Origin of the sequence: Erythrobacter dokdonensis DSW-74 (genome assembly GCF_001677335.1) — a bacterium.
GTDB classification, from domain to species: domain Bacteria; phylum Pseudomonadota; class Alphaproteobacteria; order Sphingomonadales; family Sphingomonadaceae; genus Erythrobacter; species Erythrobacter dokdonensis.
On the sequence record NZ_LZYB01000001.1, the window covers coordinates 763,532 to 787,383 of the forward strand.

Genomic DNA, 23,852 nt, shown 5'->3' on the forward strand with positions numbered 1-23,852 from the left:
TTGGACACCGCCTTTTGCACCTCCCTCGTGCAAGGCAAGGCGCTTCGGCAGCTCGTTTGTGAGCGCGATATAGGTGCGGTTTTGCTTGGCACAAGACTTGTGAGGCCCTAGTTTTCCGCCCTTGCCAAGAGGGAGTGCAATAACGTGAAAAACAACAAGGGATCGGTAAGGGGGATGCGTGCAGGTCTGCTGGCTGCGGGCATGGCGGCAGCGATAATGGGCCTGGCGGCCTGCGGCGGCGAGACCGAGGCGCCCGCGGCAGAGGCCGTAGCGGGGCAGGTTCCGGGCATGACCATCAGCAATGCGCGCATGGTGCTCGCGCCGGTCGCGGGCAATCCGGCGGCGGTCTATTTCGACCTTGCCTATGAAGGTGACAAAGGGCTCACGATCCGCAAGGCCGAGGTGGCCGAGGCGAAAAGCGCGATGATGCACGACTACGGCGAATATGACTTCAAGGTGCAGATGATGGAGGCTCTCCCCATCGCCCTGAAGAAAGGCACTAAGGTCGCCTTCGAGCCGGGCGGACTGCATGTGATGGCGATGGAGCCTTCGGCCGAGCTTGCGCCGGGCGACAAGGTGACAGTGACACTCACCATGTCGGGCGGCGCGACCCAGGTGTTCGAGGCCGAAGTACGCGCGGCAGGTGAAGAGCGCTGATCGACCAGCTGACTGCAGACGAACTGGCGGCGGTGCAGCGTGATGCGCCGCCGCCGGTCTGTCCGGTCGGCGGTATCCGCCCGCTGACGGCAGGAGAGGTTGCTCTTGCGCGCAGCATGTTCGGTGCGGCAATCGACTATGCGCGCGTCACAATCCGGCGCCGCAGGTTCCTGCCCTTCCAGTCGCGGCGGGTGACGATGGCCCCCATGGGGCACCTCCATTTTCACCCTGATGCGGCGCATTACTGCGACGATTTTGCCCTCGCGCCGCTGACCTTGCAGGCGCACTTCATCCACGAGATGACCCATGTCTGGCAGACCCAGACACACGGGCACTGGTATCTGGTGACGCGCCGCCACCCGTGGTGCCGCTATGACTATGCGCTGAAACCGGGATGGAGGCTCGAGCGTTACGGCATCGAGCAACAGGCAGAGATTGTGCGGCACGCCTTTCTGCTGAGGCGCGGAGCATGGGTTGCGGGCGTGGCCGATGCTGCGGCCTATGACCGTCTGGTCGATTTCGGGAGCCGGTCGTCATGAGCGAATTCGAGTTTGTCTTTGCCCTCTTCAGCCTGGTGTTCGGCCTGTCTCTGGTCGAATTGCTGACAGGTCTCGGGCGCACGCTCGAATTCAGGCTCCAGCGCCAGGCGGACGGAGAGCCCTTCCGCATCGGCTGGCTGACACCGCTGCTGGCGGTCTTCGTGATCCTCGACCTTCTGTCGTTCTGGATGTTCGCGTGGCCGATCCAGCGGCTGATTACCGTCAGCACGCCGATGGTTCTGGGCGTGGTGGTGTTTTCCGGGGCCTACTTCCTTGCAAGCAGGCTGGTGTTTCCATCAAGGCCCGATGATTTCGTCGACCTCGATACGCATTACTTCCGGGTGCACCGCATCGTGTTTGCCATGCTGATCATGATGGTCATCGTGCAATGGCTCTTCATCCTGTCGATTCCCGTGCTTGTGAACACGGCCTTTCGACCTATCGCACTGGTCCTTACCGGAGTGCTGCTGGCGCTGATGCTGGCAACGGCGGTGACGCGCAATCGCAACATCAGCACGGCCCTGCTGACTTTGCTGATTGCGCGCTATCTCGTGATCTATCTGATCTGAAACCCTAGTCCGGCTTTTTCGCGACAGCCACCATCGCTGCGCGCAAGAGCCGGTCCTTGATCATCCATCCGGCCTGCAGCTCCTGCACGATCGTGCCGGGCTCCGCATCGGCGGTGGGAACTTCGAGCATGGCCTGGTGCTGGTTGGGATCGAGCGGCAGGCCCATGGCGGCAATACGGGTAATGCCGTGCCCGGCGAAGACCTTCTCCAGCTCGCGCTGGGTGGCTTCGAGGCCCACGACCAGCCCCTTCATGCTGTCGTCGGCACGAAGGCTTTCGGGAATCGCCTGCACGGCGCGGGCGAGGTTGTCCGCAACTGAAAGGATGTCTCGGGCAAAGCCGGTCGCGGCGTAGGCGCGCGCCTCGTCCTTCTCGCGCTCCAGACGGCGGCGCACGTTCTGCGTTTCGGCCTGTGCGTAGAGAATGTCCTGCTTGGCCGCTTCCAGATCGCGCCGGAGTGCGGCAAGTGCCTCGGCAAGGCCGTCCTCCCCTTCCGGGTTATCGAGAAACTCTTCGGGGACACCCTTCAATTCGGCTTCGGCCGCTTCATCGCGCGGCTTGTCGTTCTCGGTCATGTTGTGTGGCTTTCCATTCAAGCGATCAGCTTGCCCAGCGAACGGGCGGTCAGATCCACCATGGGGACAACCCGCGCGTAATTCAACCGCGTCGGGCCGATCACGCCGAGCACGCCGACGACCCGCCCCTCGCGATCACGATAGGGCGAGGCAATGACCGAAGAGCCGGACAGGGCGAAGAGGCGGTTTTCCGAACCGATGAAGATGCGCGTCGCCTCGGCCTCGCGCGCCGAATCGAGCAACTGCGCGACCGACTGCTTGTTCTCCAGATCCTCGAGCAGCAGCCGCACCCGTTCGATATCGCCCAGCGCGCTTTCATCGAGCAGGTTGGCCGCGCCGCGCACGATCAGCACAGGGCGTGCGGCGGCGTCCTCGCTCCAGACGGCAAGGCCGCGCTCGACCAGATCGCGCGAGGCGACATCGAGCTGCGACTTGCCGGCGGAGATCTCGGACCGCATCGCCTGCGCCGCCTCGCCCAGCGTGCGACCGGCAAGCCGCGCGGTGATGTAGTTCGAGGCGCGATCGAGCGTACCGGGGTTCAGGGCGCCGCCGATGGTGACGATCCGGTTCTCCACCCCGCCATCCTCGCCCACCAGCACCGCGAGCGCCCGGCCCTGTCCCAGATCGACGAGGCTGAACTGGGCGAGCCGCTGTTCGCGCTGGGGGACGAGCACCATCCCCGCCGCGCCCGACAGATCGGAAAGAATTGCGCTTGCCTGCTTGAGCGCCGCCTCGACCGGCCCGGCCTCGGCCAGTCGCGCCTCGATTGCGGCCTGTTCCTGCGCGGTCGGCTCGGCAACGCGCATCATCCCGTCGACGAAAATTCTAAGGCCCGCATCGGTCGGCATCCGTCCAGCGCTGGTATGGGGCGCGGCGAGCAAGCCTGCCATTTCCAGATCCGCAAGCACCGAACGGATCGAGGCGGGCGAAAGATTGAGCGTGCCATCCGCCGCCAGCGTCTTGGAGCCCACCGGCTGCCCGCTTTCGATATATTCCTCGACAACGCGCCGGAATATCTCGCGCGCGCGCTGGGTCAGTTCGGTGACGGGAAGTGAAGTCATCGGTGCAATCTTAGTGTTTGCGCTTGCCGCGACAAGTGGCCCACGCCTAATGGCCCCAAGCCTACTTACGGAGTCCCCCATGCGCCCTTCAGGACGCGCGCCCGATGAAATGCGCGCCATCACCATCGAAACCGGTTTTACCCGCCATGCCGAAGGATCGTGCCTGATCGGCTTCGGCGACACCAAGGTGCTGTGCACCGCCAGCGTCGAGCGGAATGTGCCGCCATGGCTGCGCGGCAAGGGCGAAGGCTGGGTAACGGGCGAATATTCAATGCTCCCGCGTGCCACCCACACCCGGGGGCAGCGTGAAGCGGCGAAGGGCAAGCAATCGGGCCGCACGCAGGAAATCCAGCGATTGATCGGGCGGTCTTTACGCGCCGTGGTCGATTTGCAGAAGCTTGGCGAGCGGCAGATCACGCTCGACTGCGACGTGATCCAGGCGGACGGCGGCACCCGTACCGCGGCGATTTCAGGTGCGTGGATTGCGCTGCGTCTGGCGGTCAACGGATTGATGGCTTCGGGCGATATCAAGCAGGATCCGATTGCCGCGCAGGTCGCGGGGATTTCCTGCGGAATCTACAAGGGCACGCCGGTGCTCGATCTCGACTATGACGAGGATTCCTCCGCCGAGGCCGATGGCAATTTCGTGCTGCTCACGGGCGGCAAGATCGCCGAGGTGCAAGCCACGGCAGAAGGCGCGACCTATGACGAGGAAGCCCTGCTGCGCCTGCTGCGCCTGGCCCGCATCGGCGCCGACCGGATCTTCGCTGCGCAGCTGGACGCGGTGAAGTGACACGCCGCCTGGGCTCCGGCACGCTGGTGATTGCCACGCACAACGCGGGCAAGTTGAAGGAAATCTCGGCGCTGCTCGATCCCTACGGGGTCAAGTGCATCTCGGCCGGATCATTGGGCCTGCCCGAACCCGCAGAGACCGGCACCACCTTCGCCCAGAACGCCCTCATCAAGGCCCGCGCTGCGGCCGAGGCGTCGGGACTGGCGGCGCTGGCGGATGACAGCGGGCTGTCGGTGGCAGCACTGGACGGGCGTCCGGGCGTCTACACCGCGGACTGGGCCGAACGGCAATGGTTCGAGGGCGCACCGGGCCGCGACTGGTACATGGCGATGGGCAAGGTCGAGGGAATGTTGGCCGAACAGGGCGAAGGCGTCGACCGTTCCGCCGCCTTCCATTGCGTCCTCGCAATCGCCTGGCCGGACGGCGAATATGCGATCTACGAAGGCCGCTGTGACGGAAGCATGACTTGGCCGCCGCGAGGGACATTGGGCTTTGGCTATGATCCCGTGTTCGTGCCGACGGGCGGCTCGCAGACCTTTGCTGAAATTGCACCGGAGGCGAAGCACGCCATCAGCCACCGCGCCGATGCCTTTGCCAAGCTGGTCGCGGAGCAGTTCGGCGGCTAGACTGCGCTCATGGCCCGCGCGCTTTACATCCACTGGCCCTTCTGCGCGAAGAAATGCCCCTATTGCGATTTCAACTCGCACGTGCGGGAGAGCGTGGACGTGGCGGGCTGGCAGGCAGCGCTGATCGCCGACATGCGCGCCGAGGCGGAAGTCGCGGGCGGTGCCAAAGGAAGCGGGGCGCTCACCTCGATCTTCTTCGGCGGCGGAACACCCTCGCTCATGCCCCCTGCCCTTGTCGCAGCCCTGCTGGCCGAAGCCGAGCGCCTGTGGGGCTTCGATCCGGCCATCGAGATTACGCTGGAAGCCAATCCCTCTTCGGTCGAGGCGGCGAACTTCGCGGCGCTGGCCGGCGCGGGCGTGAACCGCGTATCGCTGGGGGTGCAATCACTGGACGATGCGGAACTGCGCTTTCTCGGGCGGTTGCATGGCGCCGGGGAGGCACTGCGGGCGCTGGAGGCTGCGCAAGCCCATTTCGCCCGCGTCAGCTTCGACATGATCTATGCCCTGCCCGGCCATACGCCCGAACTGTGGCATGACCGCCTGATACGTGCCTTGTCTTTGGGCACCGGGCACCTGTCGCTCTACCAGCTCACTATCGAACCCGGCACGCGCTTTGCCAGCGACGTGCGGCGCGGACGTCTGGTGCCGCTCGATGATGACGCGGCTGCCCAACTTTTCAGCATCACCCAGAGCCTCACCGAGGCTGCCGGACTGCCTGCCTACGAAACGAGCAACCATGCCCGCGCCGGGGAGGAGAGCCGTCATAACCTCGTCTATTGGCGCTATCAGGATTATTGCGGGATCGGCCCCGGCGCGCATGGGCGGCGTGGCGGCGTGGCGACGGTTCGGCACAAGAAGCCGGAGAATTTCCTCGCCGCCGTGGAGCGGCAAGGCAACGGGATTGCCGAGGCGCGGTCCCTGCCCGTCTGCGACCAGGCCGCCGAGGCGCTGCTGATGGGATTGCGGCTGACCGAGGGCATCGATCTGGCTGCACTCTCGGCCCGCTTCGGCCTGCCGCGCGCAGGACTGGTGGATGAGGGGGCCCTCGCCCGGCTTCGCGGTCTCGGGCTGGTATGGGCCGAGGGCGCGCGGATCGGCGTGGCGCCGGAGGGACGCGGGGTGCTCGATGCGCTGCTCGCCGAACTCGTCGCCGATACGCTGGTGACCGTATGAGCGCCCCCGATCTGATCGCCGCATGGCAGGCGCACCTTGCCGACAACCGCCGCCGCTCGCCCCACACGGTGCGCGCCTATGTGGCCGCCGCCCAGCGTCTTGTTGCGGCCAACGCGCTGGATGATTGGGGCGCGGTGGCGCGCACCGAGGCGCATGATCTGCGCGCCCACCTTGCGGCTCGCCGTGCCGCGGGACTGGGCAATGCCAGCGCGGCGCGCGAGCTTTCGGCGCTCAAGGCCTTCATCGCCTTTGCCCGAGCGCAGGCGGGCGATCCCGACCCCGCCGCCCCGCGCCTGCGTGGCCCGCGGCTGAAGAAGGGTCTGCCGCGCCCCGTCACCCCGGACGAGGCGGTCAACCTCACCGAACTGGCGGGCGACCTTGCACTCGAGGACTGGATCGGTGCGCGTGACCGGGCGGTGCTGCTGCTGATGTATGGATCGGGCCTGCGCATCGCCGAGGCACTGTCGCTGACGGGCCGCGATGCCATGCCGGGCGAGGTGCTCCGGGTCACCGGCAAGGGCGGCAAGCAGCGCATGGTGCCGCTGCTGCCTGTCACCCGTGCCGCGGTTGCCGAATATGTGCGGCAATGCCCATGGCCGATAACCCCTGATCAGCCGCTGTTCCGCGGGGCCAAGGGCGGGCCGCTATCACCCGGCATGGTGCAGAAGGCGATGGCACAGGCGCGCCGCGCGCTCGGCCTGCCCGATACGGCGACACCCCACGCGCTCAGGCATTCCTTTGCGACCCATCTGCTGGGAGCCGGGGCGGATCTGCGCAGCCTGCAGGAACTGCTGGGCCACGCCTCGCTTGGCTCGACCCAGATCTACACCCGTGTTGATGCCGCGAGTCTGCTGGAGAACTATCGCACCGCCCACCCGCGCGCGGGCAAGGCCAAGAGCCGCGATTAGTCGTCCTTGTTTTCGAAGGCGGCGACCGGCTCCCACGTCATAACGCGGTAGATATAGATCGCGACCCCGATCAGCACGAAGGCGACGATGCCATATCCCGCCAGCGTCTCGTAGCGGTCGATCAGGCCCGAGATTGCCTTGCCACCGAAGATCAGGATCCCGTTCCAGATTGCCGAGCCCAGAGCGGTGAACAGCACGAAGCGCCACAGCTTCATCCTGGCAAGCCCGGCGGGCAGCGAGACGATGGTGCGCAGGATCGGCGAGAAGCGCAGCAGGAACACGATCCAGTCGCCATATTTGCGGAAAATGTCGCGGGCCTTGAGGAACTCGTCCCATTCGAAGGTCAGCCAGCGGCCCCAGCGGTCGATCACCTTTTTCAGGGTTTCCTCGCTCCAGCGCACGCCCAGCCAGAACCAGAACAGGTTGCCCGCGACCGTGCCGGCGGTGGCGACGATCCACAGGGTCATGAAGGTCATTTGCCCGCGTGCCACCAGCACGCCGGCAGCGCCCATGATCACCTCCGACGGGATCGGCGGAAAGATGTTTTCGGCCGCCATCAGCAGGAAGATGCCGAGGTAGCCGCCCTTGTCGAGCAGTTCGAGCAGGATTTCGGTCATCGGGCCTTTCCGTCAGCTTTGCGCCGGGAATGCACCGCGTTCGGCAAGCCGCCGTTCGATCGCATCCCAGATCATCCCCGCCGTATCAGTGTTGTTGAACCGGTCAATCGCCACGATGCCGGTTGGCGAGGTCACGTTGATCTCGGTCAGCCACTTACCGCCGATGACGTCGATGCCAACAAAGGTCAGGCCGAGCCGTTTCAGATCCGGGCCGAGCGCATCGCAGATATCCTGTTCGCGCGGTGTGAGGGCCGTCGCCTCGGCGCTGCCGCCCATCGCGAGGTTCGACCGGAACTCGCCTTCGCCCGGCACGCGGTTGATCGCGCCCGCCACCTCGCCATCGACCAGCACGATGCGCTTGTCGCCCTGCGCCACTTCGGGGAGGAAGGGCTGCACCATGTGGGGTTCGGGCCAGGTCTGGTTGAACACCTCGAACAGCGCGGTCAGGTTCTCGCCGTTTTCGGGCACCCGGAAGATCGCCTTGCCGCCATTGCCGTGGATCGGCTTGACCACGATCGCGCCGTGCCTGGCCATGAAACGCCGCACCTCGTCCACGCTGCGCGTCACCAGCGTCGGCGGCATGAAGCGGCGATAGTTGAGCACCATCACCTTTTCGGGGGCATTGCGCACATTGGCCGGGTCGTTGACCACCAGCGTCTCTGCCGCGATCCGTTCGAGCATGTGGGTCGCGGTGATGTAGCCCATGTGGAACGGCGGGTCCTGCCGCATCAGCACCACATCGACATCCTTGCCCAGATCAAGCCGCACCTGCGGCCCTCGGGAGAAATGATCGCCCTCGACCCGCTGCACCGTCACCGGGAAGGCATGGGCGAAAAGGCGGTCGTCCTCGTCGAGCGTCAGGCTTTCGACGTGGTATTCATAGAGCGTGTAGCCGCGCGCCTGTGCGGACAGCATCAGCGCGAACGAGCTGTCTCCGGCGATGTTGATCCGGTCGATGGGGTCCATCTGGACGGCGACGCGCAATGTCATTCATTCAACTCCGAGGGATCAGCCAAACGGCATCCATGCGTTTTCGATGTGGGTCGGCTTGCGGCCGGGTGCAAGCAGGATGACGTCGATACGGATATCCTCTCCGGCGGTGGCGTAGTCCTGCCACACCATCTCGACTGCAGCTGCCACGCGCGCCAGTCGGCGCTCGTCGATCGCATCGGCAAGGCTTGCCGCGCGCGCGCGCCACTTGACCTCGACAAAGGCGACAAGGCCGGGACGCTTGGCGACAAGGTCGATCTCGCCCGCCCTGGTCTTGACCCGCTCGGCGACGATCCGCCAACCCGCCTGGGCAAGGAACATCGCCGCCGCCGCCTCGCCTTCGCGCCCGCGCCGGTCGGCCTCGTGGCGCTGTTCGGGAGTGCGCCGCCTGTTGTCGGAGGGCAGGCTCATTCGCCTTTCAGCTCCAGGGCACGGGCATAAAGCGTTGCACGGTCGATCCCGGTTGCCTTGGCGACGATGCCTGCCGCCTTGCCCGGCCCCGCGTCGGCCAGCGCGGCGCGCAGCAGGACGTCAGTGTCCAGCACCGGAGCCTCGTCCTCGCCCGGCGGGCCGACCAGCAACACGATTTCGCCCTTGGGCGGGTGTGCGGCATAGTGTTCCGCAAGGCTTGCGGCCGTGCCGCTGCGGCATTCCTCGTGCAGCTTGGTCAACTCGCGCGCGACCGCCACCTCGCGCTCCGGCCACAGTTCGGCAATCGCCTGCAGCGTGCGTTCGAGCCGCGGGGCGGTTTCATAGAGTACCAGCGTGGCGGCAATCCCGGCGAGCCCTTCGAGCGTGTCGCGGCGGGCCTTGTCCTTGACGGGCAGGAAGCCTGCAAACAGGAACCGGTCGCTCGGCAAGCCGGCCATCGCCAGCGCCGAGACAGCCGCACACGGCCCCGGAATGCTGGTGACCGTGACCCCCGATGCCCGCGCCTCGCGCACCAGACGGTAACCCGGATCGGAGATCAGCGGTGTGCCCGCATCGCTCACCAGCGCGACCGGCGAAACCCTCGCTTCGTCGATCACCCGCGCACGCGCATCGGCAGATGCATGATCGTCGAGCCGCTGGAGCCGCGCCTTGATCCCCAGATGTTTCAGAAGCTTGCCTGTCACCCGCGTATCCTCGCAGGCAATCAGCGCGCAGCCTTGCAGCACGGCAATCGCGCGCAAGGTGATATCGCCGAGATTGCCAATCGGGGTCGCAACGATATAGAGCCCGGGTTCGGGAATCCCTGCGGGGATGGATGGAAGCTCGCTCGACATGCGGGCCAAGCATTGAAGCACCAACGAGGGGTCGGCAAGGATGAACCACAGCAAGGCGCCGAAATGGGCAGGATGGCTGGTGCGCGCGGGCAGGATACTTGCGCCCCGCAACCTTGCGCTTGCAGGCGCGGCGCTGCTTGCGGCGGGTTGCGCCGTCATTCCCAAGGTGGACGTGCCTGACGCCAGTGCCCCGCCGCCGCCCGCGCCCGAACCTTCGGCAACCGCTCTGCCAACCGATTCCGGCCGCCACCGCATCGCTTTGCTGGTGCCGATGAGCGGGGAAACGGCCGAGGTCGGTCAGGCCATCGCCAATGCCACGACAATGGCCCTGCTCGATACCAATGCCGATAACCTGCGCATCACCACCTATGATACCTCGACCGGCATTTCGGCAGCGGCACGTCAGGCGATTGCCGACGGAAACCGCCTGATCCTCGGGCCGCTGATGGGCGACGCGGTGCCTGCGGTACAGTCAGCCGCGCGTCCTGCCGGGGTCCCGGTGATTACCTTCTCCAATGATACCAAGGTCGCCAGCAGCGACGTGTTCGTGATGGGCCACGATCCTGAACAATCGATCCGGCGCAGCATCGAATATGCCCGCAGCCGCGGTGCAAGCCGCTTTGCCGCGCTCTTGCCCGAGGGCGATTATGGCGAGCGTTCCGCCTCGGCGCTCGACAATGCCTTGCGTGATTTCGGCGGAGCCCTCGTCGGCCGGGAAAGCTATGCGCGCGGCAACACCTCGATTGTCAGCGCGGCGCAGCGTCTGCGTGCGGCAGGTGGCTATGATGCGGTTCTGATCGCGGACAGCGCGCGGCTCGGACTCGAGGCCGCCGACGAATTGCAGCGTGATGCCAATCCCCGCACGCGCCTGATCGGCACCGACCTGTGGAGCGGAGAATCCCTCCTTGCCCGCGCTGCATCGATGGACGGGGCGATTTTCTCGGCAGTCTCCGACCAGCGCTACAGGCGGTTTGCCGACAGCTATGAAACGCGCTTCGGTAACAGGCCCTACAGGGTCGCGACGCTCGGCTACGATGCCGTGCTGCTGACCCTGCGGATCGCGCGCGAGTGGAAGGTGGGCACGCCATTTCCCAAGAACGAGCTTTATGACCGGGGCGGTTTCCTCGGGGTGGACGGTCCTTTCCGGTTTGCCCGCACCGGGGTTGCCGAACGCGCGCTGGAGGTGCGCGAGGTGCGCGGCGGCGATATCATCGCGGTCGATCCCGCACCCACAGGCTTTGGCCGCTGAGCAAAACCGTGCGCAGATGCTTGTGAGCCCTCGGAGCCTGTGCCTATAGCTGGCATATGTCCGAAACCACGCCCGACGATCTCTTCGCCAATACGCCCACTTCAAGCGGGGATTACAACGCCTCGGCCATCGAGGTGCTCGAAGGGCTGGAGCCCGTCCGCCGCCGCCCCGGCATGTATATCGGCGGGACCGATGATCGCGCGCTGCATCACCTTGCCGCCGAGGTGCTCGACAATGCCATGGACGAGGCGGTGGCGGGCCACGCGACACGTATCGAGGTGCGACTGGAGGAAGGCAACCGGCTGAGCATCGCCGATAATGGCCGCGGCATTCCGGTTGACGAGCATCCCAAGTTTCCCGGCAAGTCGACGCTCGAGGTGATCCTCTCGACCCTGCACTCGGGCGGCAAGTTTTCGGGCAAGGCCTATGCCACCAGCGGCGGCTTGCACGGCGTGGGGGTGAGCGTGGTCAACGCCCTGTCCTCGCACACCCGCGTCGAAGTCGCGCGTGACCGGCAATTATACGCGCAGGAATTCGCACGGGGCATAACGCAAGGGGCGATCCAGAACCTCGGCGCGGCACCCAACCGGCGCGGCACCACGGTCAGCTTCACCCCCGACACCGAAATCTTCGGCGACCGCAAGTTCAGCCCCAAGCGGTTGTTTAAGCTCGCCCGTTCCAAGGCCTATCTCTTCGCCGGGGTCGAGATCCGCTGGAAATGCGCAGCCTCGCTGGCCACTGACGATGTGCCCGCCGAGGCCGTGTTCAAGTTCCCCGGCGGTCTCGCCGATCATCTGGCCGAACAGGTCGGAACACGAGAATGCGTCACCGCCCAGCCCTTTACCGGCCGGCAGGACTTCCCCGATGAACAGGGCCGGGTCGAGTGGGCGATCGCCTGGCCGCTCTATTCCGACGGGGCGACCAGCTGGTATTGCAACACCGTGCCCACTCCCGACGGCGGCACCCACGAACAGGGCCTGCGCATGGCGCTGACCCGCGCGCTGCGGGCCTTTGGCGAGCTGGTCGGCGCGAAGAAGGCCAAGGACATCACCGCGGATGACGTCATGACCGGCGCGGAAGTGATGCTTTCGGTCTTCATTCGCGATCCGCAGTTCCAGTCCCAGACCAAGGACCGCCTCACCTCGTCCGAGGCTACACGTCTCGTCGAGAACGCGGTGCGCGACCATTTCGACCATTTCCTCACCGACAATCTCGACCGTGGCAAGGCGCTGCTGGGCGAGGTGATGGAGCGCATGGACGAACGCCTCAAGCGCAAGCAGGAGCGCGAGATCAAGCGCAAGACCGCCACCAACGCCAAGAAGGTGCGCCTGCCCGGCAAGCTGACCGACTGTTCGGGCGAAGGCGGGCGCGAGACCGAACTGTTCATCGTCGAGGGGGACAGCGCAGGCGGCAGCGCCAAGCAGGCGCGCGACCGCAAGAGCCAGGCGATCCTCCCCATCCGCGGCAAGATCCTCAACGTCGCCAGCGCCACCAACGACAAGATCCGCGCCAATTCCGAAATCGCCGACCTGATCCTTGCCCTCGGCTGCGGCACCCGCAAGGACTGCGACCCGCAGAACCTGCGCTATGACCGCATCATCATCATGACCGATGCGGACGTGGACGGGGCGCATATCGCCACATTGCTGATGACCTTCTTCTTCCAAGAGATGCCGGATATCGTGCGGCGCGGCCACCTGTTCCTTGCCCAGCCTCCGCTCTACCGGCTCACCAGTGGCAAGGAGAGCCGCTACGCCCGCGACGATGCGCACCGGGCGGAACTGGAAGCGACGGTGTTCAAGGGCAGGAAGGTCGAAGTCAGCCGCTTCAAGGGCCTTGGCGAAATGAACCCGCAGCAATTGCGCGAGACCACCATGGCCCCCGAAACGCGCAGCCTCATCCGCATCACCCTGCCGACCGAATACGAGCAGCGCGCGGGCGTGGCACGGCTCGTGGACGAGCTGATGGGCCGCAACCCCGAACACCGCTTCAACTTCATCCAGAACCGTGCAGGTGAAATCGACCGCGACCTGATCGATGCTTGAACCACCGCGCGTCGCGCCGTAACCTTCGAGCCGCCATGGGTCGCACCTTGTCCAGCCAGATGCGCCAGATATCGGCTTTGCTTGCAGCAGGGATGCTCGCCGGCTGCGGCGGGCTCAGGGTACCCGATCCCGTCCCCTATACCGCCGGCTGCCCGACCGGTCCGGTGCGCGCGGCAAGCGAAGACCAGTCGCAGTTCTTCTTCCTTTCCAGCGCCCTGCCCGATTGCCGCGACGGATCGCTCAAGCTGGCGCCTTTCCGGCACTACAACCTCACCTATGGCAGCGGGCTCTACAACTGGGCCGATGAACGCAAGCCGCTCGAGCCGGCGATGGTGGCCCACGCGCGCGAGACCTGGATAGACGGGATTGCAAGGCGCCTAGCCGAGCCTGCCGGCAAGGGCCGCCTGTTGATCTTCATCCACGGCTACAACACGACCTTTATCGAAGCCCATGAAACGGCCGCCAAGATCGGCAAGCTTGCCGGAAAGGACGTGCCGCTGGTGCTGTTCCACTGGCCCTCGCGCGAAAGGGCGCTCAGCTATCCGGCGGACGAGGCGACCATCTCCTGGGCGCAGGGGCCGATTGACGAGGCGCTGGCCGATCTCACCGCCAAGGCCGATGACATCACCATTGTCGGCCATTCCATGGGCGTAAGGGCCACCATCCGCGCGGTGCTGGCGCTCGATGGTTACGCCCACGCCCGGCCCGAACGGGTGCGCAAGGTTGTGCTGGCCTCTGGCGACGAGGACCGCGACCGGGTGCTGCGCGAAGGCGGCAGCGTCGATATGATGCTGCGCCATGATCGCCAGATACTGATCTATTCGAGTTACCGCGATACGCCCATCGACCTGTCGCGCCGCGTCCATGCCTATGCCCGTCTCGGCAGCACCGATTGCAGCTATGATCTGATCTACAGCCGGCGCGCGCTGGGCAAGCACGGCAATTGTCACCGCACCTTCCCGCGCGAGGGGCTGTCCGTGGTCAGCACCAGCCGCATCGATCCTGCCGACCATTACGACCACAATGACTTCATCGAGGATTGCCGCACCCGCGCCGATTTCGCGGCCTTCCTGCGCGGCGCTCCGCCTCCCCCCTTCCGCGTCGACATAAGCGAGGGCGAACTTGCAGGGTTCGAGATTGTGCCCGACGGGCCTGATCCTGACGGCTTATGTCCGCCCGACGAGTGATTGCACGAATGCCGCGATTCCCATCACCTGTTCACCTAGCCGGAGACAAAGCCATGTTACGCCCATGCTTGTTCGCCTTGGCCCTTGCAACGGCCGGCCTGCCATGCGCCCCTCTTGCAGCGCAACCGGATGCCGAACGGCCTGCCCCCGCACCGCAGACCGCGCTCGAACAGCGCAGCGAACAGGTGGTTGCCGTGCTGAGGGGCGAGCAGGCACCCGAAGACCTGTTCAGCAAGGAGTTTCTCGCCGCCGTTCCGGCCGCCCAGCTCAAGGCCCTGAACGCAAGCCTTGCCTCCCAGTTCGGCGAGGCTGTGGAGGTGACGAAACTGGACCCGCGCGAGGGCACCTCGGCCATCCTTGAAATCCGGTTCGAACGCGGCCTTGCCAAGGGGCCGATCGTGCTCGATCCGGCACAGGATAACCGCGTGAGCGGCCTGCGCTTCACGCAGATCGAACCGCTGGCGGTGGCCGATGATACGCCTGCCAGGATCACCGCCGACCTTGCCGCCCTGCCCGGCAGCGTCAATGCGTGGTTCGCACCCCTTGATGGCGGCGCGCCGGTCATCAGTCTCGGTGCGGACCAGCCCCTCGCACTGGGTTCCGCCTTCAAGCTTTATGTGCTGGCCGCGCTGGCCGAGGACGTGAAGGTGGGCCGGCGCAAGTGGTCTGACGTCGTGCCGCTGACCGAGAAGAGCTACCCCAGCGGCCAATTGCAGGACTGGCCCAAAGGCGCGCCGGTGACGCTGCACACGCTCGCCAGCCTGATGATTGCGATCAGCGACAACACCGCCACCGATCAGCTGATCACAGTGCTGGGCAAGAAGCGCATTCTCAAGCTGATGAAGGAGAGCGGACATCATAACCCTGCTCTCAACACCCCATTCCTCACGACCCGCGAGTTGTTCTTGCTCAAGGCGAGTGACGATATGACGATCAGTTCATGGCGCAGTGGAAGTGTGACAGAACGTGCGGCAACGACAGCAGCAAACGTTGCTGAAAGCATGGTCGAGCCCGTACCGCTCGAAGACGTCAACGCCGCCTTCGGCAATGGCCCCAAGGCAATCGACATCGAATGGTTCGCCTCGCCCGCCGACCTTGCCCGACTGTTCGCGCATATGCGCCGCACTGCTGATCCGGGCGCTTTCGACATCCTCGCGATCAACCCCTCGGCCAATGGCGAGACGATCCGCGCCAGCTGGCCCTATATCGGCTTCAAGGGCGGGTCGGAGCCGGGGGTGCTCAACTACACCTGGCTGCTCACCGACACGGCGGGCCGCGATTGGGTGCTGACGCTCGGCTGGAACAATCCCGAAGCAGTGCTCGACGAAGGCAAATTGAACGCCATTGCCCAGCGCATTCTGCTGCTGCCTCGCTGATTTGCCAGCCCCCCGCCCCTTGCGCGAGCGCTTTTGCGCCCTTATCGCTGCCAGCCAAATTCAGTCTCACAGGAAAACCCATGACCGATCAGCCGCAACAGCGTTTCGAAGGCACCCAATCCTATATCGCCACCGAAGACCTCAAGGTTGCCGTGAACGCCGCCGTGACGCTGCGCCGCCCGCTACTGGTCAAGGGTGAGCCCGGCACCGGCAAGACCGTGCTGGCGCATGAGATTTCCAAGGCCTTGGGCGCGCCGCTGATCGAATGGAACATCAAGTCGACCACCAAGGCGCATCAGGGCCTTTACGAATATGACGCCGTGGCGCGCCTGCGCGACGGCCAGCTCGGCGAAGAGCGCGTCCACGACATCCGCAACTACATCAAGAAGGGCAAGCTGTGGGAGGCCTTCACCTCGCCCCAGCTCCCGGTGCTGCTGATCGACGAGATCGACAAGGCCGATATCGAGTTCCCGAACGATCTGCTGCAGGAATTGGATCGCATGAGCTTCGACGTCTACGAGACGCAAGAGCGGATCGAGGCCAAGGAACGCCCGATCGTCGTCATCACCTCGAACAACGAGAAAGAGCTGCCCGACGCCTTCCTGCGCCGTTGCTTTTTCCACTACATCAAGTTCCCCGACCGCGAGACGATGCAGGATATCATCGACGTGCACTTCCCCGGCATCCAGAAGACGCTGGTGAAGAAGGCGATGGATATCTTCTACGACCTGCGCGAAGTGCCGGGTCTCAAGAAGAAGCCCTCCACCTCCGAGCTGCTCGACTGGCTCAAGCTGCTGCTCAACGAGGACATGCCGCTGGAGGTCTTGCAGGACAAGAACCCGGCAAGCGCCATCCCGCCGCTGCACGGCGCGCTGCTGAAGAACGAACAGGACATCATGCTGTTCGAGAGGCTGGCCTTCATGGCGCGGCGCAACCCGTCGTAACGCAAGGGCTCATTTGGGGTTTGGTGGCTGCCAGACCCCCTTCTGCCCCGGCTAGACCCTGTCCAGACCCGGTTTAGACCCCCGCCAGATCGATGTTTCGCGTGAAACATCGGCCTTGGCCATGGGCGTTAATCGAAGCTGTAGGCCAGCTCGAAATCGCCCCAGCGCTTGCCGCCGATCACCAGCGGAACATAGACATTGCGGACCACCACGTAGGAATTGCCGTCGCCCTCCTGACGGTAGACCGCCATCATGTACGGGGCGGTCGACACCTTGGCCTTGCGGTCGATCACCTCGAGCATGATCCGGCCGTTGCGGCAGAACTGGGTGTCATGGTTGATGTCGCCCGTGGGAGTACGGCTGCGTTCGGTCAGGTGGGTCGGCAGGAACCCGTTCATGTCGGTACAGGCGGCAGCCAGGACACGGGAGTCGCTTGCTTTTGCGCGGTCCAGAAAGGGGCGCCACTCGGCATGGGCCCAGTCGGTCAAGCGGGTGCGGAACAGCTGCGGGTTGGTGCCGGGGATAGCCACGTAGTCGGTATCGAACAGCGCCCCCATCGTCAGCGCGCCCGAGGCGATCGCGGCTTCGGTATGCGCTACCAGCTCGGCCAGCATCGCCTGCGCGCGGTCGACCATCGCGCTGTCTTCGGGGCTGAGCCCGGCCTGCACGATCCGGTCGAACATCTCGCTGGCGGTGATCTCAAGCTCCTCCATCTTGCGATGCGCGCCATGCAAGCGATCCTCGTTGCTGCGCGCAGCCGCATCGAAACTGGTCAGCACCCGCTGCACCTTGTCGACGTGGCTCGAGATCGTGCCGGTTGAACGGGCGATGACGTCGTTCTGCTTGTCGACTTCCTCGACTAGGCCGCCGACGCTGGTGATGGTGCTCTCGATCCGCGCGACCGAAGCCTTGGCTTCATCACTGGCCCGCGCGCCCGCTTCGATCCGGCCGATCACCATTTCCGCCTCGCCGCCAAGCGCATCGATGGTCTGGGCGATTTCCTCGGTTGCCTTGCGGGTATCGTTGGCGAGGCTCTTCACCTCGCTCGCCACCACCGCGAAGGTGCGCCCGGCATCGCCTGCGCGCATGGCTTCGATCGTGGCGTTGAGCGCGAGAATATTGGTCGTCTCGGCGATATTGTCGATGTCCTGCGCGGAGCGGCGCACCTGCTCCATCGCCGCCGAAAAACTGGTGACGTGCTGGCCCAGCGTCTCGACCAGTTCGATCAGAGAGGCGATCTGGCCCAATGAGGACTGGATCAGCGCGGTGCCTTCGTTGAGCCGGTCGATCGCGCGTTCGGACAGCAGCCGCGCCTCGTCGCTCGCTTCGGCCACCTTGGTCTGGTCGGCCTCCAGCGCGCGCACGGTCTCGGCCAGCGCCTCGTGTTCGGAACGCAGGGTCTTGGAGGAAGCGATCACCGCCTCGACCACGCCCGCCACATCGGTGCAACCCACCGTCACCGCCCCGCAGCTTTCCGGGATCATCCCCAGCGCATGGGCATTGGCGGTGTCGATAGCGATGGGTTTCATGATGTTGCGCGGCCCCTTCTTGTCCCCGTTGCCCTAACCGCGCGATGGTAAGCGAAGCGTTAATCCGCGCCTGTTTCGCCCCCCAGTAATGGGGACTGGTCAGGCCCCGAGCAGCACGGTAAGCACGCGATCATGTTCTTCAATTTCGTCGACGAGCTGCGGGCTGCCGGTATTGGCGCATCGTTCAAGGAGCACCTCACGCTGCTGGAGGCGCTCGACAAGGACGTGATCGAGCAGACGCCGGAAGCGTTCTATTATCTGTCGCGCGCGACCTTCGTGAAGGACGAAGGCCTGCTCGACCGCTTCGACCAGGTGTTCCACAAGGTCTTCAAGGGGATCATGACCGATTACGGGCAGAACCCGGTCGATATCCCCGAAGACTGGCTGAAGGCGGTGGCGGAGAAGTTCCTGACGCCAGAGGAGATGGAGAAGATCAAGTCGCTGGGCGACTGGGACGAGATCATGGAGACGCTGAAGAAGCGTCTGGAAGAACAGGAAAAGCGCCATCAGGGCGGCAACAAGTGGGTCGGCACCGGGGGCACCTCGCCCTTCGGCAACTCGGGCTACAACCCCGAAGGCGTGCGGATCGGCGGCGAGAGCAAGCATGGCCGCGCGATCAAGGTGTGGGAAAAGCGCGAGTTCAAGAACCTCGACAACACCAAGGAACTGGGCACCCGCAACATCAAGATGGCGCTGCGCCGCCTGCGCCGTTTCGCCCGCGAAGGCGCGGCGGACGAGCTCGACATTCCCGGCACGATCGAAGGCACGGCCAAGCAGGGCTGGCTCGACATTAGGATGCGGCCCGAACGGCGCAATGCCGTCAAACTGCTGCTGTTCCTCGATGTCGGCGGATCGATGGACCCGTTCATCAAGCTGGTCGAAGAGCTGTTCAGCGCCGCCACCGCGGAGTTCAAGAACCTCGAATTTTTCTACTTCCACAACTGCCTCTACGAAGGCGTGTGGAAGGACAACAAGCGCCGCTGGCAGGAACGCACCAAGACCTGGGACGTGCTCCACAAATACGGCCACGACTACAAGATCGTGTTCGTCGGCGATGCGGCGATGAGCCCCTACGAGATCTCCCATCCGGGCGGCTCGGTGGAACACATGAACGAGGAAGCGGGCGCGGTGTGGCTGCAGCGTGTGACCAACACCTATCCTGCGACCGTGTGGCTCAACCCGGTGCCGGAAAAGCAGTGGAACTATTCGCAGTCCACCAAGATGATCAAGCAGCTGGTCGGCGACCGGATGTATCCCCTGACGCTCGAAGGGCTGGACGATGCGATGCGGGAGCTGTCGCGGAAGCACGGGGCTTGAGGCTATCTTGGTCTGTCGGAGCGGGCATTGCAGCGCTTTTGCTGGGTAGCTGCGGATCGTATAAGCCTGACGGTCGCGACATCTGCACCTTGAAAGCTATCGGCGAGGATACCGGTGCTCTTTCGATCAACGCCGAACTCAGTATTCCAAAGGCTGCAATGTATGGTGCGGAAACGTCCAACGGTGGCGTCACCGTTTGGCATCCCGGTTGCGACTTTCCATTGCATGCTTTTCTGGCAGATGACACAGTCGAGACCATCATTGCAGAAGCAGTCACTTTTCCTGAAGAGCGGCCTTTCACCTCGACAGCAACTGCCGAGTTGTTTGTCTGGCGCTTCCGTGACGATTCCCAGAAACCGCGCTTTTTCGTGCTTAGCTATCGTGATCTGGCACCGATCAATACAGCAAATGCCCGCGCACCATCTGCACCCACGCCGCCTCGTCATGTGACGCCATGACGTCAAGATCGTCCGGCATCGCAGCCCTGTCATCGACCCATTCGCGCAAGGCAGGCCCGCCATTGATGACGTCGATCGCGAGCCGGGTGAGCTCGTACTCGTAAGGGAAATCGCGCCAGATCGGGTAGTCGGGATAGAGCCGCCGGATCGCCTTGAACGCCAGCGCCTGCAACCGCCACGGCTTGAAGGCGTGATGATCGTAGAAATGGCTTTCCGCGTGGACCATCAAGGCGTTGCAGAGCGTTCCTGCGTGTTTGTGGAAAGTCGGCTCGAACCAGCATTCGCGCAATGCGCAGCCCGCCAGCCATTCCGGCGCGAGCTTGTGCATCTCTGTCAGCACCGCTTTGGCGTCAATGTCGGGCGCGCCGAACAGGACCTCCAACGGCCGCGTCGTGCCGCGCCCTTCCGAAAGCGTGGTGCCTTCGATCATCACGGTGCCGGCATAGCAGCGCGCCATGTTGACATTGGCGGCATTGGGCGACGGGTTGATCCACAGGCGTGACGCCGGCCAGCCCCAGCTGCCATCCTCGTCGGGCCGCCAGCCTTCCATCGACACGACCCGATAGGCGACGTCGAGGCCGAAATGGGCGATGAACCAGTGGCCCATCTCCCCCATGGTGAGCCCGTGGCGCATCGGCATCGGCGCAGCACCGACGAAGCTTTCCTGCCCCGGCACCAGCAGGGTGCCTTCCACCGGGCGCCCGGCGGGATTGGGCCGGTCGAGCACCCAGACTTCCTTGCCGGCCTTCGCCGCTTCCTCCAGCAGATAGAGCAGCGTGGTGACGAAGGTGTAGATCCGGCAGCCGAGGTCCTGCAGGTCGAACAGGAACACGTCCGCGCTCGCCATCATCGCGGGCGTCGGGCGGCGCACCTCGCCGTAGAGCGAGAAAATCGGGATGCGGTAGTGCGGATCGAATTCGTCCGCCGTCTCGACCATGTTGTCCTGCTTGTCGCCCTTCAGACCGTGCTGCGGGCCGAAGGCGCTGGAAATGCCCACGCCTGCGCCAATCAGCGCATCGAGGCTGTGCGTCAGATCGGCGGTGACGCTCGCCGGATGCGCCACCAGCGCGACGCGGCGGCCCTTCAATTGCGCGAGCAGAGCGGGATCGGCCAGCAGCCGGTCAATTCCTGTCTTCATGGGCCAATGGGTTGAAGCAGCCCTGCGGCAAAGGCAATGACATTTGCGCGGCAATTGGCCATAGACCGGCCATGGACTGGACCAGCATCACCATCGCGGCCGGTTGGGCGATCATCCTCATGGGCGTGGGCGGCGGATTGACCGAGATCGGCCCATGGTACCGCAATCTCAGGAAACCGCCCTGGCAACCGCCCGACTGGCTGTTCGGCCCGGCCTGGTTCGTCAACCTCGCCTGTGCCGGGACGGGTTTCTATCTCGCCCTCGCCGCCGCACCTTCGGCGGATGTGCGCAACATCGTCCTTTCGCTGTTCGGGGTGACCTTCGTGCTCCACGCCCTGTGGTCGCCGCTATTCTTCAAGTGGAAGCGGCCCGACTGGGCGCTGGCCGAGAATGCCTTCCTGTGGCTGTCGGTCGCGGCACTGGTCACGGGCCTGCCGCGCCTGACCGGCAGCAGCCTCGCCGGGTGGCTGATGGTCCCCTATTTCGCCTGGGTTAGCTTTGCCTGCGTGCTGAACGCCAGGATCGTCCAGCTCAACGGCCCTTTCGGCAATGACCGGGCGAAGGTTTAACGCTCGAGAATCAGCTGGCGGCAGGCTTCGGAATGGAACTCGGGCTTGCCCGGGGGGAAGGCCAGCGCCCAGAATTGCAGGGCCCCGCCCGGATGTTCGACAATGGCGTTGAGCGCCACCTGCGCCGGATCGGGAAGCGCGGCGGCGATGCTGGCCTTGAGCACCAGCCCGTACTCGTCATGCGAACAGGCGATGGCGATGGCATCCACCGGGGCATCGCGCATCCCTTCGCGGAAGGAATCGAAATCATAGGCCGCCCAGCGTCCCGAAGGCGAAAGGTTGAACTCGCGGTAATATGTCCCGCCGAGCGGCTGCCAGAAGATCTCGAAACAGGTGGTCTTCCACAGATTGTCCATCCGTTCGGGCGATGCGGGCGGCGGAAGAATGATTGCGGGCACGTGCCCGTCGAGGCGGAATTCCGCTTCGCATCCCTGCGGTGTGGCGGTGATCGAAGCGGTAACGGCGCGGATCGGACCCAGATCGCAGGTCTGGTGAAGCATAAGCGGGTTCATCGCCGCTCCATGCCTGCGCACCGGATTACGGGCAAGTCTCTTCCCGTTGCCCTTCCCCCCTGTTAAGCGCCCCCGAAACGACAGGAATCCCATGAGCACCTACGAATCCGCCCTCCTGCGCCTGCTCGAAGAGCGCGGCTACATTCATCAGGTCACCGATCCCGCAGGCCTTGATGCTCTCGCGGCCAAACAGATCGTGCCGGGCTATATCGGTTTCGACGCCACCGCGCCTTCGCTCCACATCGGCAGTCTGGTGCAGATCATGATGCTGCGCCGTTTACAGCAGGCCGGGCACAAGCCGATTGTCGTGATGGGCGGCGGGACGACCAAGATCGGCGATCCATCGGGCAAGGACGAGAGCCGCAAGCTCCTGACACCTGAAGTCATCGACACCAACATCGCCTCGATCTTTACCGTTTTCGAGCGGTTGCTGACTTTCGGGGACGGTCCGACCGATGCCGTGATGGTCAATAATGACGAGTGGCTGTCGGGTCTCGGTTACATTGATCTGCTGCGCGATGTCGGGCCGCATTTCACCATCAACCGGATGCTGACCTTCGATTCGGTCAAGCTTAGGCTCGAGCGCGAACAGCCCCTGACCTTTCTCGAATTCAATTACATGATCCTTCAGGCTTACGACTTCGTCGAGCTGGCGCGGCGTTACGATTGCCGCTTGCAGATGGGCGGCAGCGACCAGTGGGGCAATATCGTCAATGGAATGGAACTGGGACGCAGGCTGGAGGGGCGCGAACTGTTCGGCCTTACAACCCCGCTGCTGACCACGGCCGACGGCGCCAAGATGGGCAAGACCGCGGCCGGTGCGGTGTGGCTGAACGAGGACCAGTTACCGGCCTACGATTTCTGGCAATACTGGCGCAATGTCGACGACCGCGACGTGGGCCGGTTCCTGCGTCTGTTCACCGATCTGCCGCTGGACGATATCGCACGGCTCGAGGCGCTTGAGGGCGCGCAGATCAACAGCGCCAAGATCGTTCTCGCCAACGAGGTCACGAAACTGGTGCGCGGGGCCGAGGCGGCTGCACGGGCCGAGGCAACCGCTCGCGAGACCTTCGCAGGAAGTGGTGCCGGCGAGGACCTGCCAAGCATTGCGGTCGGTGCCGATGGCATGCGAATCGGCGCACTGCTGACGGAACTGGGCCTCACCGCCTCCAATGGCGAGGCAAAGCGCAAATTGGCCGAGGGCGCGGTCAAGCTGGACGGCGAGACAATTACCGATCCTGCGTACCTGGTGCTTCCTTCCGAAACCGAAACCCTCCGGATCAGCCTTGGCAAGAAGCGGCACGCACTGGTGCGGCGCTGAAGCGCCTGGCCGCTAGGGGCTTTTACCAAATAGAAGTCTTTGCCCGTCATGCTGCGAGCCGGCCCGATAGCATAACGGAAGGATCGCAGGGGTGACTGGCGGAGCGAATCTTAGCGTAACCGATATGCGGCGCGCGGCGCGCCATCCCGTTGATTATCCGGTGATCGTCGAACATTTCGAGCACGGCGACCTCAAGCTGCACGTCAGCAATCTGTCCGCCCACGGGTTCATGGTCGACGATGCGCATCAACTGGCGCGCGGTGACCGGATCATTATTCGTCTGCCGGTGGTGGGGCGGATCGAGGCCTATGTAATCTGGACCCGTGATACCCGCGCCGGTTTCCAGTTCGAACGTATCATCCGGCTCGACGATTTCATCGCCATCATCGACGAACTCCAGCCCAACCCGCGTCTGCGCCGCCCGCGTTGACCCGG

26 protein-coding genes are annotated in these 23,852 nt (G+C 64.6%); 17 read left to right on the forward strand and 9 right to left on the reverse strand.

The window, feature by feature from the left end; all coding sequences use genetic code 11:
* Positions 1 to 144 precede the first annotated feature (144 nt).
* The 3 genes from I603_RS03620 (at position 145) to I603_RS03630 (ending at position 1,765) form a co-directional block, all read left to right on the forward strand.
* A complete protein-coding gene (locus tag I603_RS03620; protein WP_232305235.1) occupies positions 145 to 657 on the forward strand; it encodes a copper chaperone PCu(A)C in 513 nt (170 codons plus the stop codon).
* 116 nt (positions 658 to 773) lie between these two features.
* Complete coding sequence (locus tag I603_RS03625; RefSeq protein WP_068862546.1) at positions 774 to 1,196, forward strand: vgr related protein; 423 nt, start codon at positions 774 to 776, stop codon at positions 1,194 to 1,196.
* Positions 1,193 to 1,765 carry a hypothetical protein gene (locus tag I603_RS03630; protein ID WP_068862405.1) on the forward strand — a complete coding sequence of 191 codons (573 nt, stop codon included), beginning with the start codon at positions 1,193 to 1,195 and terminating at the stop codon, positions 1,763 to 1,765. Before I603_RS03625 ends, I603_RS03630 begins: the two co-directional genes overlap by 4 nt.
* Before the next feature lie 4 nt (positions 1,766 to 1,769).
* Here the strand turns inward: I603_RS03630 and I603_RS03635 are convergent, their stop codons facing one another.
* Both I603_RS03635 and hrcA read right to left on the reverse strand, forming a co-directional pair.
* Positions 1,770 to 2,339 (reverse strand): nucleotide exchange factor GrpE, encoded by a 570-nt coding sequence (locus I603_RS03635; RefSeq protein ID WP_068862406.1) that lies wholly within the window; start codon positions 2,337 to 2,339, stop codon positions 1,770 to 1,772.
* Between the two features lie 17 nt (positions 2,340 to 2,356).
* Positions 2,357 to 3,400 carry a heat-inducible transcriptional repressor HrcA gene (gene hrcA, locus I603_RS03640; protein WP_068862407.1) on the reverse strand — a complete coding sequence of 348 codons (1,044 nt, stop codon included), beginning with the start codon at positions 3,398 to 3,400 and terminating at the stop codon, positions 2,357 to 2,359.
* A gap of 79 nt (positions 3,401 to 3,479) precedes the next feature.
* Between hrcA and rph the strand changes: the two genes are divergently transcribed.
* The 4 genes from rph to I603_RS03660 are packed head-to-tail and all read left to right on the forward strand — an operon-like array spanning position 3,480 to position 6,900.
* Positions 3,480 to 4,193 (forward strand): ribonuclease PH, encoded by a 714-nt coding sequence (gene rph, locus I603_RS03645; RefSeq protein ID WP_068862408.1) that lies wholly within the window; start codon positions 3,480 to 3,482, stop codon positions 4,191 to 4,193.
* Positions 4,190 to 4,819 (forward strand): RdgB/HAM1 family non-canonical purine NTP pyrophosphatase, encoded by a 630-nt coding sequence (rdgB, locus tag I603_RS03650; RefSeq protein WP_068862409.1) that lies wholly within the window; start codon positions 4,190 to 4,192, stop codon positions 4,817 to 4,819. Before rph ends, rdgB begins: the two co-directional genes overlap by 4 nt.
* A 9-nt stretch (positions 4,820 to 4,828) precedes the next feature.
* Positions 4,829 to 5,992, forward strand: coding sequence for a radical SAM family heme chaperone HemW (gene hemW, locus I603_RS03655; RefSeq protein ID WP_068862410.1), 1,164 nt, complete (start codon positions 4,829 to 4,831; stop codon positions 5,990 to 5,992).
* The gene (locus I603_RS03660; RefSeq protein WP_068862411.1) at positions 5,989 to 6,900 is read left to right on the forward strand and encodes a tyrosine recombinase XerC; all 912 of its coding nucleotides are present in this window, start codon (positions 5,989 to 5,991) and stop codon (positions 6,898 to 6,900) included. Before hemW ends, I603_RS03660 begins: the two co-directional genes overlap by 4 nt.
* Here I603_RS03660 and I603_RS03665 read toward each other — a convergent pair.
* The 4 genes from I603_RS03665 to rsmI are packed head-to-tail and all read right to left on the reverse strand — an operon-like array spanning position 6,897 to position 9,772.
* Positions 6,897 to 7,517 carry a DedA family protein gene (locus I603_RS03665; protein ID WP_068862412.1) on the reverse strand — a complete coding sequence of 207 codons (621 nt, stop codon included), beginning with the start codon at positions 7,515 to 7,517 and terminating at the stop codon, positions 6,897 to 6,899. The two genes, I603_RS03660 and I603_RS03665, sit on opposite strands and share 4 nt — an antisense overlap.
* Before the next feature lie 12 nt (positions 7,518 to 7,529).
* Positions 7,530 to 8,507 carry a glutathione synthase gene (gshB, locus tag I603_RS03670; protein ID WP_068862413.1) on the reverse strand — a complete coding sequence of 326 codons (978 nt, stop codon included), beginning with the start codon at positions 8,505 to 8,507 and terminating at the stop codon, positions 7,530 to 7,532.
* 18 nt (positions 8,508 to 8,525) lie between these two features.
* Positions 8,526 to 8,918, reverse strand: a complete 393-nt coding sequence (locus I603_RS03675; RefSeq protein ID WP_068862414.1) for a YraN family protein — start codon at positions 8,916 to 8,918, stop codon at positions 8,526 to 8,528.
* The gene (gene rsmI, locus I603_RS03680; protein ID WP_068862415.1) at positions 8,915 to 9,772 is read right to left on the reverse strand and encodes a 16S rRNA (cytidine(1402)-2'-O)-methyltransferase; all 858 of its coding nucleotides are present in this window, start codon (positions 9,770 to 9,772) and stop codon (positions 8,915 to 8,917) included. The genes I603_RS03675 and rsmI overlap by 4 nt, the downstream gene beginning before the upstream one ends.
* 40 nt (positions 9,773 to 9,812) lie before the next feature.
* On the opposite strand from rsmI, the gene I603_RS03685 reads away from it, so the two are divergent.
* The 5 genes from I603_RS03685 (at position 9,813) to I603_RS03705 (ending at position 16,573) form a co-directional block, all read left to right on the forward strand.
* The gene (locus I603_RS03685) at positions 9,813 to 11,021 is read left to right on the forward strand and encodes a penicillin-binding protein activator (RefSeq protein ID WP_084439805.1); all 1,209 of its coding nucleotides are present in this window, start codon (positions 9,813 to 9,815) and stop codon (positions 11,019 to 11,021) included.
* A 56-nt stretch (positions 11,022 to 11,077) separates the two neighbouring features.
* Entirely contained in the window at positions 11,078 to 13,066 is a 1,989-nt protein-coding gene (gene parE / locus I603_RS03690; protein WP_068862416.1) for a DNA topoisomerase IV subunit B, read from the forward strand.
* Positions 13,067 to 13,101: 35 nt separating this feature from the next.
* Positions 13,102 to 14,253 (forward strand): alpha/beta fold hydrolase, encoded by a 1,152-nt coding sequence (locus I603_RS03695; protein WP_084439806.1) that lies wholly within the window; start codon positions 13,102 to 13,104, stop codon positions 14,251 to 14,253.
* 77 nt (positions 14,254 to 14,330) lie between these two features.
* Entirely contained in the window at positions 14,331 to 15,629 is a 1,299-nt protein-coding gene (locus tag I603_RS03700; protein WP_158093658.1) for a serine hydrolase, read from the forward strand.
* 80 nt (positions 15,630 to 15,709) lie between these two features.
* The gene (locus I603_RS03705) at positions 15,710 to 16,573 is read left to right on the forward strand and encodes an AAA family ATPase (RefSeq protein WP_068862419.1); all 864 of its coding nucleotides are present in this window, start codon (positions 15,710 to 15,712) and stop codon (positions 16,571 to 16,573) included.
* 128 nt (positions 16,574 to 16,701) lie between these two features.
* Here I603_RS03705 and I603_RS03710 read toward each other — a convergent pair whose 3' ends face one another.
* On the reverse strand, positions 16,702 to 18,102 hold the full coding sequence (locus I603_RS03710) for a methyl-accepting chemotaxis protein (RefSeq protein WP_068862420.1): 1,401 nt from the start codon (positions 18,100 to 18,102) through the stop codon (positions 16,702 to 16,704).
* Between the two features lie 132 nt (positions 18,103 to 18,234).
* Here I603_RS03710 and I603_RS03715 point away from each other — a divergent pair, with 132 nt between their 5' ends.
* Both I603_RS03715 and I603_RS14425 read left to right on the forward strand, forming a co-directional pair.
* Entirely contained in the window at positions 18,235 to 19,419 is a 1,185-nt protein-coding gene (locus I603_RS03715) for a vWA domain-containing protein (protein ID WP_068862421.1), read from the forward strand.
* An 89-nt stretch (positions 19,420 to 19,508) separates the two neighbouring features.
* A complete protein-coding gene (locus tag I603_RS14425) occupies positions 19,509 to 19,877 on the forward strand; it encodes a hypothetical protein (protein WP_143736739.1) in 369 nt (122 codons plus the stop codon).
* On the opposite strand, the gene I603_RS03720 is transcribed toward I603_RS14425, so the two are convergent.
* Entirely contained in the window at positions 19,816 to 21,015 is a 1,200-nt protein-coding gene (locus I603_RS03720) for an exo-beta-N-acetylmuramidase NamZ family protein (protein WP_068862422.1), read from the reverse strand. The genes I603_RS14425 and I603_RS03720 overlap by 62 nt on opposite strands.
* A gap of 71 nt (positions 21,016 to 21,086) precedes the next feature.
* On the opposite strand from I603_RS03720, the gene I603_RS03725 reads away from it, so the two are divergent.
* Positions 21,087 to 21,584 (forward strand): TspO/MBR family protein, encoded by a 498-nt coding sequence (locus tag I603_RS03725; RefSeq protein WP_068862423.1) that lies wholly within the window; start codon positions 21,087 to 21,089, stop codon positions 21,582 to 21,584.
* Here I603_RS03725 and I603_RS03730 read toward each other — a convergent pair.
* Positions 21,581 to 22,096, reverse strand: coding sequence for a DOMON domain-containing protein (locus I603_RS03730; protein WP_068862424.1), 516 nt, complete (start codon positions 22,094 to 22,096; stop codon positions 21,581 to 21,583). The two genes, I603_RS03725 and I603_RS03730, sit on opposite strands and share 4 nt — an antisense overlap.
* Positions 22,097 to 22,187: 91 nt before the next feature.
* On the opposite strand from I603_RS03730, the gene tyrS reads away from it, so the two are divergent.
* Positions 22,188 to 23,417, forward strand: coding sequence for a tyrosine--tRNA ligase (gene tyrS, locus I603_RS03735; protein WP_068862425.1), 1,230 nt, complete (start codon positions 22,188 to 22,190; stop codon positions 23,415 to 23,417).
* Between the two features lie 91 nt (positions 23,418 to 23,508).
* The gene (locus I603_RS03740) at positions 23,509 to 23,847 is read left to right on the forward strand and encodes a PilZ domain-containing protein (protein ID WP_198157214.1); all 339 of its coding nucleotides are present in this window, start codon (positions 23,509 to 23,511) and stop codon (positions 23,845 to 23,847) included.
* Positions 23,848 to 23,852 lie beyond the last annotated feature (5 nt).

Bases quoted from the DNA above. Each gene is read 5' to 3' on its own strand.
- I603_RS03625 (WP_068862546.1), top strand. From the start codon at position 774: ATGTTCGGTGCGGCAATCGACTATGCGCGCGTCACAATCCGGCGCCGC.
- I603_RS03630 (WP_068862405.1), top strand. From the start codon at position 1,193: ATGAGCGAATTCGAGTTTGTCTTTGCCCTCTTCAGCCTGGTGTTCGGC.
- I603_RS03635 (WP_068862406.1), bottom strand. From the start codon at position 2,339: ATGACCGAGAACGACAAGCCGCGCGATGAAGCGGCCGAAGCCGAATTG.
- hrcA (WP_068862407.1), bottom strand. From the start codon at position 3,400: ATGACTTCACTTCCCGTCACCGAACTGACCCAGCGCGCGCGCGAGATA.
- rph (WP_068862408.1), top strand. From the start codon at position 3,480: ATGCGCCCTTCAGGACGCGCGCCCGATGAAATGCGCGCCATCACCATC.
- hemW (WP_068862410.1), top strand. From the start codon at position 4,829: ATGGCCCGCGCGCTTTACATCCACTGGCCCTTCTGCGCGAAGAAATGC.
- I603_RS03660 (WP_068862411.1), top strand. From the start codon at position 5,989: ATGAGCGCCCCCGATCTGATCGCCGCATGGCAGGCGCACCTTGCCGAC.
- I603_RS03665 (WP_068862412.1), bottom strand. From the start codon at position 7,517: ATGACCGAAATCCTGCTCGAACTGCTCGACAAGGGCGGCTACCTCGGC.
- gshB (WP_068862413.1), bottom strand. From the start codon at position 8,507: ATGACATTGCGCGTCGCCGTCCAGATGGACCCCATCGACCGGATCAAC.
- I603_RS03675 (WP_068862414.1), bottom strand. From the start codon at position 8,918: ATGAGCCTGCCCTCCGACAACAGGCGGCGCACTCCCGAACAGCGCCAC.
- rsmI (WP_068862415.1), bottom strand. From the start codon at position 9,772: ATGTCGAGCGAGCTTCCATCCATCCCCGCAGGGATTCCCGAACCCGGG.
- I603_RS03685 (WP_084439805.1), top strand. From the start codon at position 9,813: ATGAACCACAGCAAGGCGCCGAAATGGGCAGGATGGCTGGTGCGCGCG.
- parE (WP_068862416.1), top strand. From the start codon at position 11,078: ATGTCCGAAACCACGCCCGACGATCTCTTCGCCAATACGCCCACTTCA.
- I603_RS03695 (WP_084439806.1), top strand. From the start codon at position 13,102: ATGGGTCGCACCTTGTCCAGCCAGATGCGCCAGATATCGGCTTTGCTT.
- I603_RS03705 (WP_068862419.1), top strand. From the start codon at position 15,710: ATGACCGATCAGCCGCAACAGCGTTTCGAAGGCACCCAATCCTATATC.
- I603_RS03710 (WP_068862420.1), bottom strand. From the start codon at position 18,102: ATGAAACCCATCGCTATCGACACCGCCAATGCCCATGCGCTGGGGATG.
- I603_RS03715 (WP_068862421.1), top strand. From the start codon at position 18,235: ATGTTCTTCAATTTCGTCGACGAGCTGCGGGCTGCCGGTATTGGCGCA.
- I603_RS03720 (WP_068862422.1), bottom strand. From the start codon at position 21,015: ATGAAGACAGGAATTGACCGGCTGCTGGCCGATCCCGCTCTGCTCGCG.
- I603_RS03725 (WP_068862423.1), top strand. From the start codon at position 21,087: ATGGACTGGACCAGCATCACCATCGCGGCCGGTTGGGCGATCATCCTC.
- I603_RS03730 (WP_068862424.1), bottom strand. From the start codon at position 22,096: ATGAACCCGCTTATGCTTCACCAGACCTGCGATCTGGGTCCGATCCGC.
- tyrS (WP_068862425.1), top strand. From the start codon at position 22,188: ATGAGCACCTACGAATCCGCCCTCCTGCGCCTGCTCGAAGAGCGCGGC.